We start from the raw sequence: 13,738 nt of genomic DNA on the forward strand, positions 1-13,738 counted from the left end.
AAGACCCTGACCGTGCCGTCCAAGACGAAGGCCGGCGACAAGACCGTGAGCGTCACGGTCGGCAGCAAGGTCGCCGAGGCCTCGTTCACCGTCGTGAGCAACCGCCGGCGGTAGCGCGGTGACCGCCACTAAGGTGAGGTGACAGTTGACGGGGGCGCACCAGCGTGCGCCCCCGTACCGTGTGGGGCTCAAGAACTCGAATCGCTTCCAGGGTAGAGGCTTTCGTCCCGTGGGACAGACGAGGTGAGGGCGCCGAGCGGCGGGTTCGGGCCACCTGGGATCATATTTCGTGATCTTGTCCACCGTGTACGCCGTCACCCGACGCCTGCTGTCGTTGCCCGCGCTGCTGCTACGGAGGAGCGTCTCCAAGGAGGCGGAACTGCTGGTCCTACGCCATCAGAACGCGGTCCTACGCCGACAGGTCCCGCGGGTGCGGTACGAACCAGCTGACCGCCTGTGGCTTGCGGCACTTTCGCACTTGATACCCCGTCAACCGATCACCTGCGGTCGGTCGTGAAGTATCTGGGATGGGTGCATGCCTCGCCGGGCAGCGCGGCGTTCAAGGAGCTGGAGCAGTTCCTACTGGACCGGGCGATGGAGCACGACTCGCCGACGCTGTTGTTCAACCTGGCGCGTGAGTACCTGATCGCGGCGAAAGTGATCCGGCCGGGTGTGGTCACCCTCATGGAGATGGTCGGGACGGCGCGTAAGGCGGCCACCGACCTCACCCATGAGACGGTGGCCGATCTGTTGACCGAGCAGGTCTGTAGCGATCTGGATCGGATGCTGGCGGTGGATGTCGGGCGGGGCATGACACCGCTGGCCTGGCTGACGACCCCGGCGGTGGAGGCGACGGCCAAGTCGGTGAAGGCGACCATCGAGAAGCTGGAGTGGCTGCGCGGCATGGACGCGCATCTGCTGGATTTGTCGGCGTTGCCGACGGAGCGGCGCCGGTTCCTGGCGACGGTGGGCCGCCGGTCCACCAACCAGGCGCTGGAGCGCCGCGATCCAGAGCGTCGGTATCCGATCCTGTTGGCGGTGGCGGCGCAGTCGGCGGTGGACCTGCTGGATGAGGTCGTCGCGTTGTTCGACCAGGCGGTGTCGGCGCGGGAGTCGCGGGCCAAGACCAAGACCGATGAGGCGCTGGTCGAGTGGGCGAAGAAGGGTGAGACCCGCCAGCTGCTGATGGATGTGATCCTTCCGGTGCTGGCCGACCCGTCGATTCCCGACGAACAGGTCAGTGGCCTGCTGCGGGAGCGGATCGGGATGAGCAGGCTACGGGAGACGGTGGCGGGCGAGTGGCGGCCGCTCCCCAGGACCACGGCCACCTGTCGGCAATGCACGCCTCTTATTCCTACCTGCGGCAGTTCACCCCGAACGTGCTAGCGACGATCGATTTCCAGGGCGGCCCAGGCACCGCCGATCTGATGGCCGCGGTGGCCATCTTGAAGAAGCTGAACGCCGGCGGCGGCCGGAAGGTGCCTGCGGACGCGCCGACCTCATTCGTTCCGGCCAGGTACGCCGATAGAGGGCGCTAAATCGGACTCGGGGGTCCGGTTGAGGATGATAGCGGACCCATGGGTCCGATACCAAACGTCCGACTCTGTCCGACCGGGCGCACCGGTGACGCGGCGTGCCCGTTCACCCCGGGCTACTGGTGGTTCATGACCCGTAACGAGCTGAGGGCGAGCACGTACGTGCTCGCCCTCGCCGCTTCGCGTCAGACCGCCCAGCGGCCGATCCGCGGCGGCTGCGTGCCGGTGTTGGTGACGGTCACTTTCTGCCGCGTACGACCTGGATGGTCTTCGAGGTCGTGATCGGCGCGAGCGAGCTGTCGTCGGTGTAGGCGCGCATCGACTCGTTCGTCACCGATACGGTCACCGAGCCACGATTCAGCGCGGTGAGCGTCCGGGTCTGCGGGTCGAGGATCGCGACCTTGCCCTTGTGGCGGGCCGCGTCGATGGCGGCCTTGCCGCTGCCGATCGCCAGGTTGGACGAGCCGCTCCAGTCGACCGACATCGGGTACCGCAGCGGCACCACACGCGTGCCCGTCGACACGCCCTCCGGCTGCACGATGCTGCCCGAGACCTGCGCCGTCTCACTCACTTCAAGCGAGTCCGGGGTGTTGAGCGTGATGGACTGCGCGAAGGCGCGCACCTCGGCCTCGAGCCACTGCTGGTCCGCGTTCCGCCGCGGGTCCACAGACCAGTCGACCCACCCGGTGAAACCGCCGCGGTCCGGCGTGCCGTACGGGTCCTTGCCCGACGACGGCAACACCATGTACGGGACGCCCTCGAGGCGGTGGACGTTGGCGATCTGGGCGTGGGATCCGACCATCGCGGCGCCCTTGCCCGAGGAGTCACGGAAGTCCGTGAGCAGGTTCTCGATGAGCGCGACCTCGTCGCGGTCGCCGAGCTGACTGGACTTCGCCTCGGCGGGGTCGTCCACCGGGTGGTGGGCGAACACCATGACGTTGTCCACCGACCGGTCCTTCTTGGCGTCGGCAAGCGCTTGCTGCACCATCGGGAGCTGGTCCCACGCCGTCCCGCGCAGCGACCCGATCGAGCTGGCGAGCAGGATGAACCGCGTGCCCTTGTGGTCGAACGTCCGGTACGGCCGGCCGAACTCGTTGATGAAGTTCGTCAGGTCGGACTGGGTGTTGTTGAGGCCGTAGGACTCGTGGTTGCCCGGCACGTAGTAGCACGGGATCGAGCCGGCCTTCGGGTCCGGCGTGCTGTTCTCCGACGGCTCCTGGCCGACCGGGATGAGGTCGCACCCGGCGTCGGTGAGCACCTGGCGGGCAAGCGCGAGGTCCTGCGGCAGGCCGCGGTCGGTGACGTCACCGTTGAGGACGATCAGGTCGGGCTTGGTCTGGCGGATCCGCTTGATGGCGGCCGTCGCGACCTGGGTCAGCGCCGGGTTGTCGGCCGTGAACTGCACGTCCGACAGTGTGGCGAACTGCCACGTGTCGTGGCCTTCGATCAGCGAGCCGTTGTCGGAGATGAGCGAGTCGGGCTGCAGGTCGGGCTGGGCAGGCAGGTCGATCGACGTCGGGACGTCGGCCTCGATGCGGTCCAGAACGAACGTGCCCGCCTTCTGCTGGGCGACGCTCGTGTTGATGCCCTGGAAGCCCGAGATCGAGATCGGGAACGCCGCGTTCGCCGGCAGCGTGAAGGTCGCGTCCTGCCAGTCGGCGCTCGCGGCCAGGGCGGTGCCGTAGACGCCGGTGCTCTTACCGGTCGCGTCGTAGTAGGCCAGGTAGGTCAGGCCGTTCGGCACGCTGATGCTCGACTTGATCCGCACCCTCACGCGCAGCGGCTGGCCGGGCACCTGGATGCGCCGGGCCGCCGATGCCGCCACGATGCCCACGTTGCGCATCGCGTTGAAGTCGATCTTCAGACCGTCGGGGTCCACCGAGAACGTCGTGGCCGCGGTGCTGTTGTTGCGCCAGTGGGCGAGCACGTCGTCGTCGAAGTCGTAGACCGTCGTGGTCTGAACGCCGACCGTGATCGGGAGCTGGACCGACTTGCCGCCGACCGAGACCGTGAGGACCGTGCCCGCGGCGGTGAGCGGGGTGATCTTCAGCTTGCCGTCCACGGGCTGGATGTCGACGACGTTGTGGTCGTAGTCGAGTGAGAGGTCCTGCGGGTCGATCGGGGCCGTGTAGCCCTGGTCGTCACGACCCGTCACGGAGACGGTGACCGCGTTGGCGGGCGTCGCGTCGGCGATCGACAGGCGCTGGGACGACAACTCGACGCTGTTGACCGGGTTGAGGACGGTGACCTCCTCGTGCGCCTTCTCGTGACCCACCCGCGCCTCGACCTTGACGGAGCCATGTTCCTTGGCCGGGGCCTCGATCGTGCCGCCGCTGACGGACGCTCCCCGAGCGGACCACCGTACGGACTTCGGGTCGACCTCCACCGGCGTCTGGTGGTCGTCGACGCCCTCCGCGACGAGCGTACGGTGCAGCCCAGGGAAGACCTTCACGCCGCCGTCGGCCGACGCCGCACCCGGCGCGAGCTTGACGAGGAGCTCGTGCAGCTTGCCGTCGCCCTTCGCGACGAACACCCCCACGCCGTTCGGGTCGTTGCGCTCGTGGCCGTCGGACGGGAGGTTGCGGACGGTCGCGTCATTCTCGCCGAGCGCGCGGGCGACCATCGTGGTCGAGCCGCCGCCGTCGAGGTTGACCGCGGTCTCCACGCCCATCGCGACGAGGTCGCGCGCCTCCTTGTCGATCCCGACGCCGCCCTTGCCGGTGCCGCCCGGGCCGTCCCACGTGGCGAGCACGAGCGTGCGGCCGCCGTCCTTGAAGCCGAGCGCGGTACGCGGGGCGATCGAGGTGTCGAGGCCGCCGACGACCTGGCCGCCGGAGACAGTGGTGCCGCCGTGGCCGAGCGCGAACTTCATCGTCTTGGCGACGTTGTCGGCGAGCTCGTAGCTGAGCGTCACCGGGTTGCCGGGCTGCAGCGCGCGGATGGCGGTCGCCGCGGCGCCGCGCCCGACGAGTACGAAGCCGTCGTCCGGGATCGCCCCCGAGCCCGCGGGACCGTTCGGCGTGACCGACACGACCGAGCCGTTCTCGACCAGCACCTCGGCGATCTGGTCGTTGCCCACGCCCCCCAGGCCGCGGTTGCGGCTGTAGTCGCCCCACGCGGACGTGAACGCGATCAGGCCGTCCGCGGGGACCCCGCCGCCGTTCGCGGCATTGATCGACAGGACCGCGTGGTCCGCGCCCGCGAAGTTCGCGGTCGCCTTGACCGTGAGGTCCACGAGCTGGGCGATGCCGTCGTTGCTGACACCGACGTGCTGGCGACCGCCGATGTCGGCGCTCTTGATGAGCTGCCCGTTCTGGACCTCGCCACCGAGCGCCGCGTTGGAGTTGCCGATGTCGAAGAACTCGCCATTGACGCCCGCGACGGCGCCGGCCTTGTTGGCGGCCACGCTGAGCGGTCCGCCGAACGCGACCGGTCCGGCGGTCAGCAGGTCTGTGCCGACCGCGCTGTTGGACAGGTCCACTGTCAAGAAGTGGGCGTCGTACCAGCCCTTCTGGTCGAGCGCCTTCATGTGCTGCAGGTTGATCCCCGGACCGATCTTCTCGGTCGTGTCGATCAAGGGAATTCCGCCGGTGACCGGCGCAGGCTGGCTGCCGTCCGCGTACGCGGCGGCAGGTGAGACCGCCAGCGTGGTCGCCGCGGCGAGCGCCACCATCAGTGGCGTCATATGCCGATGGTTCAAGACCATCAATTTCATTGGAACCTCGGGTCAACAAAGAAGACGCGGAGGCAACGCCCCCGCCTGTGCCCAGTTCGATCAAGGGCAGCACATGATTCAAGAGATCGTCCGAGAAGCGCCGATGACGCCACCACGAGCATGCGATGAACCCTGGCGGAAGAGGCGTCGGTATGGGCGTCGCTGGAGATGGCCGCGGCCCACCAGGCCGGCTTGCGCGGCCACCTTGTCCACGCGGCGCCCTTCGCTACACGCCTAGTCCTGGGTCTCCGGTATGTCGTCGTACCGGACGGGATCGATCTGGTTCACCGCACCGGTGCCCACGGCCTCGATGATGGCGTCGAGTCCGTTCGCGACCGTCTGAACCAGTTGCCCGCGCTGTTTGGCGCCCCAGGTCTGGGTCTGTCCTCGCACCTCGAACAGCACGGTGCCGGAGCCGTTGAGCGCGAACGAGCCGAGCCCGGTACCGGGCAGGTCGATGTCCTGCGGGTAGAGGGTCAACGATCCGAACGGCGACTGCCCGCGGAGCGACAGGGCGTCGTACGCCGCCAGGGTGAGCTGCTTGGAGTAGTCGAGCCGGTAGCCGCGGTTGTACTCCTGGTGGTTCTCCACGTCGACGAACTTGCCCGACAACGACATGGTCACCTGGTTCTCGCCGCTTTCATCGAGGTCGCAGGGGCCCTGATGGTGCAGGTCGAGGTAGGTGTCGACGGCGCCGAACTCTGCCTTCAGCGACTTGTACAGGTCCCTGACGGCCCGGGACTCCGGATGGACGTACCAGCCCGGCTCGGACGAGGAGCCGGGGAAGTCCTCAGCTCGCGGCACGTAGTTCAGGTCCGGGTGGTAGTCCCGGTTGACGTCGAAGCCCGGGCGCGTCGCGTAGTCGTCTCCCGTCCGCGGCTGGGTGTAGTAGTTCCACGCCGGCTGCGCTCCCGCCAGTTGCGGGAAGTCCGCGACGACCTCGGCCCAGGTGCGGTCGTTGCCACGCCGGTCGAGCTCTGCGCCGTCCGGGTTCATCTTGGGCACGGCGACCAGGGTGACCAGCGAGCGCAGGCGCTTGGCCGCCGGCGTGTCGACGGTCAGGTCACGCAGCAGGGAGAGCACGGCCTCGGTGCCGGTCTTCTCGTTGCCGTGGATCTCGCTGGTGATCAGCACGACCTTGGGGCCGGTGCCGGTGCGCGCGGCCCAGATCTCACGTCCGCGGTTCGACGCGCCGATCTGTGTCACGTCGAGGACGTCGGCGCGCTGCGACTCGAGCCTCTGGAGCTCTTCGCGCAGCTCGGCGTGGCTGGTCCACGCGGATGCGCCGGTGTCCCCGGTGGAGGTGCCGCAGTGCGCGTTCGCGGGCTGGGCGGCGGCGGGCGGCGCGAACGGCAGGGACGCGCCCACCAGGGCCGCCACTGCCAGGCTCACGCTGGCCAGCTTCGGAGCCACGACGCCGTACGTGATTCGATTCTTCGTCACTCTTCGCCGTCCTGGTCGATCGGCTCGCCGCGGTCCGGAATGGTGTCGGCGACCGCCGGGTCGACGGCGGCGAGGCTGCCGTCCGCGGCGGCCTGGAGCAGCGCGGCCATGGAGGCGTAGGCGGTGCGGATCAGGTAGCCGCCGGACTTCTGGCCGAGGTCACCGCGCAGCTCGACCAGCAGGCTCGCGCTGCCCTGCAGGCCGAAGGAGTTGCGCGCGATGCCCGGGAGGGAGTCGCCGGGGTAGAGGCTGACGTTGGCGAAGCCGTACTGCTGCAGCGAGGTGTACACCAGGCCCGCGACCCGCTTGCTGTCGGCGAGGACCTGTGGTGCCACCCCGGCGTTGGTGGGCCACAGGATCGACGCGGTCGCCAGGGACCCGTCGGGCTGGCGGTAGCTGCCCTGGTGGTGGTAGTCCACGGTGATGTCCGGCCGCCACGAGCGCACCATCCGCTGGATCGCGGCCGACTCCGGCACCGGATTGGCCTCGGGGGACATCGCGGGGTCGTGGTAGCGGTTGATGTCGAATCCCACCCCGGGCGCGCAGAAGGGGCCAGAGCAGTCCGGGTCGACGTTCTGCCGCTGGAACCGTTCGGTGCCGTCAGGGTTCGCGCGTACGACGACCCGAAGCGTCACGTCGTCGAGCACGTCAGCCGCCCACTTGGCCTGCGACGCGCCGATTCGCTGCAGGAGTTGCAGGGCCGCCTCCGTGCCCAGCGGCTCGTTGCCGTGCTGCTGCGTGATGTAGAGAACCTTGGTCGGTCCGGTGCCCACCGTCGCGGACCAGATGTCGCGGCCCTCGTGCGTCTTCCCGATCGACTCCACGTCGACCGCGCCCTTGGAGCGCTGCTCCAGTTGTTGCAGCGCGGCGGTGAGCTCGTCGTAGGTATGCAGGCGCTGGAGAGAGACCTGCTGCGCGTCCTGGACCCAGGGACCTCCCGGCGTGGTGCGATCAGCGGACGCCGTGGCGGCCGTCCCCCAGATCGTGAGGCCCAAGACGATGGCCAGAACAACTGGTTTTGTGAACAAGAGCAGTCTCCTTATCGGTGTACGTCTGCGGAGGCGAAAACTGTTTCAGGGCGCACTCCACCACCACTTGAGGTCACGAAATTCCGGCGCGACGCGCCAACTGGAAATCGCCCTCACGGAGGGCGGGGAAGGATTAGCGAACGAACACTGCCTGGTCCTCGCGCCGGTGCCGTGGGCGTCGGGGCACCCCGGCAAGGCGACGCAGAATAAATCGTCCTTCCTTCGTACTTGCAACAACGCGACCGGCGCGGGTCAACATGACTCTTGTAACAAACCTAACCGAGCATGACAAGTGTCACACTCAGTGTCCAAATAGGGCCATACCGTCATTTTTCACCGGGGCCCAGGGACGTCAGCACAGATCAAAGACGCCGTCTCCCCCGTGGCCGACCTCCGCTCCCCCCACGCTGCGACGCCCATGAGCTCGGCAAACGACGATAACGGTCCTGACCATAACGATAATTCGGACATACCTTTATGAACGCTCCACGCGGCGACGAACACTCAGGAAACTGACAGCATTCCAGTCTTGTTCTGGGCGGATCACCATGGAAACGTCACTGATGACTTTTCCGTCAGGGGTTTCGCTATCCCTTGGCGGGCCTGGCTGATCTATGCGAGGAGCAGTAGTGCAGCTGCGCAAATGGTTTCCAGGAAAAGCCGAAGGGAACATGGGAAGCCCGTCACCGAGATTCTTCAGCGGCCGGACGAGCATGATGGCCGCCACAATGGCGATGGCTTTGACCGCGTCGATCGTCACCATCCCGCCCGCGAGCGCGCTGGACGCGGAAGGACCGGGAAACTGCAGGACCCAAGAGGACCCCTCCTGGTCCGGCTGGTCCAGCCACGAGCAGGTCGCCGACGCGCTGGCGCAGATAGAGCGAACCAGCGGTGGACGCGTCGACGTGGAGGTCGTGGGCCACTCCTCACAAGGCCGGCCGCTGTGGGCGGCCCGCGTCGGGACCGGTGACCGTGTCCTGATGGTGACGTCGGCGATCCACGGCAACGAGCGCACCGGGACCGAGGCACTGCTGGCGATCCTCAAGGACCTCGGCAGCGGCGGCGACGCGCGTACGAGGCAGCTGCTCGAGGACATCACGCTGGTCGCGATGCCGATGGTCAACCCCGACGGCGGCGAGCTCAACCGGCGCATCAACGTGTTGTCGTGGGCCGACACGGTGGTCGAGTTCCCGCAGCTGCAAGGCGCTCCCGCGGCCTGGTACCACAGCGTGCGCGGTGACGGCATCGACCTCCCGGGCTACGACCTCAACCGGGACTTCAACCCCGATCTCGACTACGTGCCGCGGGCCGCGGATCTGCCCGGCGAGGACACCGACGCGGGATTCTTCCTGGCTCCGGAGTCGCGCGCGATCCGCGATGTGTACGTCGGCCTGCGCCAGGAGAAGGGCGCCGTGGACGCCTACATCGACCTGCACCACATGGGACCGTGCGATCGCCTGACCGGCGGACCCCAGGACGGCGACCTCATCACCTTCTCACTGGACTACCCGCCCCTCGGCGTACAGGACGGCGCCGCCTACAAGGCGGAATGGCCGGCGCTGGATCAGGACAAGTCACGCCGTTACGCGCTTTCGGTCTACAACGGGCTGATCGAAAAGTACGGCGCGCAGTCGCCCCTCGCTGCCGTCGGCCGCTACTTCCACCCGGACACCCGAGAGTACGCCGGCCAGGGCCGATCGGCGTTCGCCCTGAACGGCACCGGCACCGTCCTGTTCGAAGTACGCGGCCAGCAGGACGATCTGGGCCAGAACCACAAGGGCATGTTCGTCAACTCGGTGCGAGCCGGGGTCGAGTCACTGATGAACGGACTGGCCATCGGCAGCGCCGACACTCTGGACGGTGACGACTTCTTCGACCTGCCCGACTACGGCTGGGACACCACCGCCGACTGAGTCGGTCACTCGTCCGGTGCGACACCACGCGGCCGCAGGACGCAGCGTTCTGCGGCGCGATGTTCACGCACGCTGTCCGTCGGAAGTCTCGGCCCAGTGGGTCGCCGGTGGGCCCAGGGTGCGGCGCCAACCTACGCCGCACCAGGGCCGAGCCTCATGGCATCCGATCATGTGTCCCAGCGGTCGCGCCGCGGTGCCCCCGGATGAGTGCGACCACAGCGTCGGCGGTGCGGTCGAGGTGGCTGCGTCCATCGGGCAACTGCGCCTCCGGGCTGATGTAGCTGCGCTGCCCCATGTGGGTGGCGGGGTCGAGCCCATGTGCAGTGATCTTTCCGGCGCGGAGGGCGTGGTTCCATGCACTGCGGCGGAACAGCCGCCATCGTTGAGGGAAGATCCAGGTGCCGAGCCGCTCTATCACGTCGCTGTCGCTGGTGAGCTGGTACAGGTGATGGGCGTGCGTGAGATCGTTGGCACCGTTGTGGAACCCACCGAGAGTGATCAGCAGGAGCGGGGCACGCAGCTGGGTGTGCAGTTCTTCGACCGCGCCGGTGGCGACCTGGGCGCCGCCGCTGTAGCTGAGCAGCACCACGGGTACGCCGCTGTCGGGCTGGTAACCGGCCAACCGCAGCTGCTTGGCGATCTGGGCACCCACGGCGCGGTTGTACAGGGGACGGTAGCGGCGGTCGGCGGCGACGAAGATCTGCATGACGTTGTGCAGGAACAGCAAGAGCCCGATGTGGTGGCGAAGCCATTCCCATACGGCCGCCGCGGCCTGCGTGGCCATCGCCGGAGTCGGGCAGGCTGTCGCCGTCGACGCTGTCCGGCGTCTGGTCGTGAAGATCAGTGGCACCGGGACACGGGAGCTGATCGCGTGATGGAATTCCCGCTCCTTGTCCTGGTGCTCGGCCCGGTCCTGCTCGCCGAGGCACTGCTCGCCCGCTACGAGGTGATGGCCTACACGGCCGGTTGGCGTACTCCCACCACCGAGCTCCCGCACGGCATGCCCTACGCCCGAGGCGCGGACCCCGACCGTCCTCCGGACGCCTTCCTGGTCTATCTGGACGGCATCGGGAAACGCCGCTTCACCGACACCCGCGACGGGGGCCAACTGGTCAAGGCCCTGATCGCCGAAGCGCCCGAGCTGCGGGTGCTGGGCCAGGTGCAGCCCTACTCCCCGCTGGCCGACCCGCTCGTCAACCGGCCCCACCAGCCCACCCCCCTACCTGGACAAGGCCCGCAAGACCGGGGACGACACCTCATTCCGCCACTACTGGGAGCTGTGCGTGATCTTGGGCCTGCGGGACGGGCTCCGGTCCGGGGACATCTTCGTGTCGGGATCGCGCCGGTACGCCGACCCGTCGACCTACCTGTACACGCCGCAGCAGTAGCAGCCCAGGCAGGCCGCGTTCTGCACGCTGGTCGGCAATCCCGCCGACGCCGGTGACGCGATCGCCCAAGGTAAGGAGGAGCTGCACACCGCGCTGGCGGAGCTGGAGAAGACCCTGGCCGGCGCGGCGCCGGACGACACCGGCGCGGTCCGGTTGGACGGTGATGACAATTTGGTGATCCCCAAGCTCACGGCCGAGGACGTCCCTGCCGAGGCCGGGGAGCTGAAGGACGAGCTGGCCGGGATGCTGCCGTTCGCGCCGATCGCCTCGTTGCTGATCGAGCTGGACGTACGCACGGGCTTCCGAGACTGCTTCACCCACGCCGGGGGCCGTAAACAGGCCAAGTCCGCCGAGCTGAAACGCAACATTCTGGCCGTGTTGATCGCGATGGCCACCAACCTGGGGCTGGTGCGCATGTCGGAGGCGTGCGGCGTCCCCTACGACGTGCTGGCCTGGACCGCCGAGTGGTACGTGCGTGAGGACACGCTGCGGGAGGCCAACACCTGCATCGTCAACCACCATCACGGTCTGGAGCTGGCAGGAGTGTTCGGCGGCGGCACCATGTGCTCCTCCGACGGGCAGCGCTTCCCGGTGCGCGGCAAGTCGACCACCGCCCGACAGATGCCCATCCACGGCGGGAAGGTGCTGTCCACCTACACCCACGTGTCCGACCAGCACTCCACCTACGGCACCAAGATCCTCATCCCGACCCAGCGCGAAGCCCAGTTCGTACTCGATGAGCTGCTGGGAAACGCCACCGACCTCCCCATCGACGAGCACGCGACCGACACCCACGGAACCACGCTCATCAACTTCGCCCTGTTCGACCTGGTGGGGAAGCTACTGTCGCCACGGATCCGGGACCTGGGGAAGATCACCCTGATACAGGACGACACCCCCACCGAGATCGCCAAGAAGCACCCGCACGCCGGCCCGCTGCTGGGCGCCCGCTGGAACGAAGCGCTGGTCGCCGACTGCTGGCCCGACCTGCTGCGCATGGCCGGATCGCTCAAGTACGGGCAGGCGACCGCGTCGCTGGTGGTCGGCAAATGATCGGCCGCCTCCCGGCAGAACACCCTGGCGGCCGCGCTGAAGGAATGGGGCACCTTGCGCCCGGCCGCTGTTGAGCCAGCCTGCGCCCATGACGGGTTTTCTTGGGGGGCTGGGTAAGGTTCCGGGTCTGGCCGAACGCCGAGCCGCCATGTGCGTGGGCTTGGAGGAGCGAGGCGCGGACAGGAGTGGGCCCGCATTCAACTGCCGAGGGCGCGCTTTTGTGGGTGGATCGCCTCGCCGCGGGCGAGCATGTCAACGAACTGGGTGATACGGCGGGCTCGAGTCTCGGCGCGTTTGGCGTTCGCGATTCGATAGAGAATGGCGTAGCGGTTTTGGGAGGTGAGGATGTCGAACATCGCTTGTGCCTGGGGTTTCGCGGCCAATGCGGCGGCCAGGTCGGCTGGTACCTCGATGCCGGCTTGTCCCGCGTAGGCCGTGTCCCAGCGGCCGTCGGCCTTGGCGCGTTCGACCTCGGTCATTCCGGCCGGATGCATCCGGCCCTCGCTGATCAGACGGGTGACGATGGAAACGTTCCGCGCTGACCAGGGACTTTGCCTTCCGCGAGGGGTGAAGCGCCGGCAGAAGGTGATCTCATCCCGCCGTCGTAGCCGACCATCGATCCAGCCGTAGCACAGGGCTTCGTCGAGCGCCTGGTCATAGGTCAGGCTGGTGGGCCGGGTCGTGTTCTGCTTGGCGAGGACCAGCCACACCCCTGCCGAGCTGTCGTGGTGCCTGCTGAGCCACTCCCGCCAGGCTCGGGCATCGGTAACGGTCAGTTCCAGTAGTTCGTCGCTCATCGTCATGTGCCCCTGATGATCATCAAAGGGATGGTTGTCGGCGGTCACCCGAAGGTGGGAGCCCAGGACGGGGGCCTGCCGAAAGTGGCGCTGGATCGGTCAGCGGTGGAGCTGGCCGATCACGTCCTTCGCCACGTCGCCACCGCGGCCTCTGGACGGATGACGCCCGCCCGCCTTCACCAGGTCTTGCCAGCCTGCTCCCGGATCGTGTGGTTGATCCGGTTGAAGAAGTTGGTGATTGCGATGTTCAGGATGATCGCGGACATCTGGTTCTCGTCGAAGTGGGTGGCAGCACCGTCCCAGATCTCGTCGGTCACGCCCGGCGCGCCGTCCTGGATCCGGGTGGCGGCCTCGGTCAGCGCGAGCGCTGCCCGCTCCTCCTCGGTGAAGAACGGGGTCTCGCGCCAGGTGACCACGTTGTGCAGCCGTTCCTCGGTCTCTCCATGCTTCTTCGCCGACTGGACGCCGGCGAACACACACGGGCTGCAGCCGTTGATCTGGCTGGCCCGCAGATGGACCAGCTCGAGCACGAGCGGGTCGACGCCACCGGCGTGAATCGCCTTGTGGAGATGCTGGATCGCTGTGATCACGTCGGGATTCGCCACGCTCTTCATGCGTGCTTCCATGGGTCCTGCCCCTCGTCGGTTACGTGCGCCCATCCGGGCCCGTCATCTAACGCACCTTGGCGGAGGTCATCGTCGTCGTAATGGACTTTTCGGCCGAGGAGTTCTCGGTCATGCCGGTACTGACTCGAAGATCGGTCGGTCACTGGGCAGGCGGCAGCGAACCTCGACCTGGTGATCATGGTCGGGCTTATGGGGTGCGATATGAGTCAGGTGCTCTGGTTCGGTTCCACGGTGACCTTG

Annotated in this window: 10 protein-coding genes; 4 read left to right on the top strand and 6 right to left on the bottom strand. The window is 67.8% G+C overall.

The features are described 5' to 3' along the window. The first annotated feature begins 456 nt into the window (after positions 1–456). Entirely contained in the window at positions 457–1,386 is a 930-nt protein-coding gene (locus ACFLIM_RS49195) for a DUF4158 domain-containing protein (RefSeq protein ID WP_393177663.1), read from the top strand. Positions 1,387–1,773: 387 nt separating this feature from the next. Here the strand turns inward: ACFLIM_RS49195 and ACFLIM_RS49200 are convergent, their stop codons facing one another. The 3 genes from ACFLIM_RS49200 to ACFLIM_RS49210 all read right to left on the bottom strand — a co-directional run bounded on the left by ACFLIM_RS49200 (position 1,774) and on the right by ACFLIM_RS49210 (position 7,721). Beyond that, the gene (locus ACFLIM_RS49200) at positions 1,774–5,220 is read right to left on the bottom strand and encodes a phosphodiester glycosidase family protein (RefSeq protein WP_393177665.1); all 3,447 of its coding nucleotides are present in this window, start codon (positions 5,218–5,220) and stop codon (positions 1,774–1,776) included. Positions 5,221–5,484: 264 nt separating this feature from the next. Then, positions 5,485–6,693, bottom strand: coding sequence for a M14 family zinc carboxypeptidase (locus ACFLIM_RS49205; protein ID WP_393177666.1), 1,209 nt, complete (start codon positions 6,691–6,693; stop codon positions 5,485–5,487). After that, positions 6,690–7,721 (bottom strand): M14 family zinc carboxypeptidase, encoded by a 1,032-nt coding sequence (locus ACFLIM_RS49210; protein ID WP_393177668.1) that lies wholly within the window; start codon positions 7,719–7,721, stop codon positions 6,690–6,692. The genes ACFLIM_RS49205 and ACFLIM_RS49210 overlap by 4 nt, the downstream gene beginning before the upstream one ends. Positions 7,722–8,449: 728 nt before the next feature. Between ACFLIM_RS49210 and ACFLIM_RS49215 the strand changes: the two genes are divergently transcribed. Then, a complete protein-coding gene (locus tag ACFLIM_RS49215; RefSeq protein WP_393177670.1) occupies positions 8,450–9,634 on the top strand; it encodes a M14 family zinc carboxypeptidase in 1,185 nt (394 codons plus the stop codon). Between the two features lie 154 nt (positions 9,635–9,788). On the opposite strand, the gene ACFLIM_RS49220 is transcribed toward ACFLIM_RS49215, so the two are convergent. Next, the gene (locus ACFLIM_RS49220) at positions 9,789–10,418 is read right to left on the bottom strand and encodes a hypothetical protein (protein ID WP_393177672.1); all 630 of its coding nucleotides are present in this window, start codon (positions 10,416–10,418) and stop codon (positions 9,789–9,791) included. An 87-nt stretch (positions 10,419–10,505) separates the two neighbouring features. Between ACFLIM_RS49220 and ACFLIM_RS49225 the strand changes: the two genes are divergently transcribed. Together ACFLIM_RS49225 and ACFLIM_RS49230 are read left to right on the top strand one after the other, a co-directional pair. Beyond that, positions 10,506–11,078 carry a hypothetical protein gene (locus tag ACFLIM_RS49225; RefSeq protein ID WP_393177674.1) on the top strand — a complete coding sequence of 191 codons (573 nt, stop codon included), beginning with the start codon at positions 10,506–10,508 and terminating at the stop codon, positions 11,076–11,078. A gap of 118 nt (positions 11,079–11,196) precedes the next feature. Then, entirely contained in the window at positions 11,197–12,075 is an 879-nt protein-coding gene (locus tag ACFLIM_RS49230; protein ID WP_393177676.1) for a Tn3 family transposase, read from the top strand. 197 nt (positions 12,076–12,272) lie between these two features. On the opposite strand, the gene ACFLIM_RS49235 is transcribed toward ACFLIM_RS49230, so the two are convergent. Together ACFLIM_RS49235 and ACFLIM_RS49240 are read right to left on the bottom strand one after the other, a co-directional pair. Then, on the bottom strand, positions 12,273–12,920 hold the full coding sequence (locus ACFLIM_RS49235) for a YdeI/OmpD-associated family protein (RefSeq protein WP_393177678.1): 648 nt from the start codon (positions 12,918–12,920) through the stop codon (positions 12,273–12,275). Positions 12,921–13,048: 128 nt separating this feature from the next. Beyond that, a complete protein-coding gene (locus ACFLIM_RS49240) occupies positions 13,049–13,498 on the bottom strand; it encodes a carboxymuconolactone decarboxylase family protein (protein ID WP_138720058.1) in 450 nt (149 codons plus the stop codon). Positions 13,499–13,738 lie beyond the last annotated feature (240 nt).

Origin of the sequence: Nonomuraea marmarensis (genome assembly GCF_043197025.1) — a bacterium.
GTDB classification, from domain to species: domain Bacteria; phylum Actinomycetota; class Actinomycetes; order Streptosporangiales; family Streptosporangiaceae; genus Nonomuraea; species Nonomuraea marmarensis.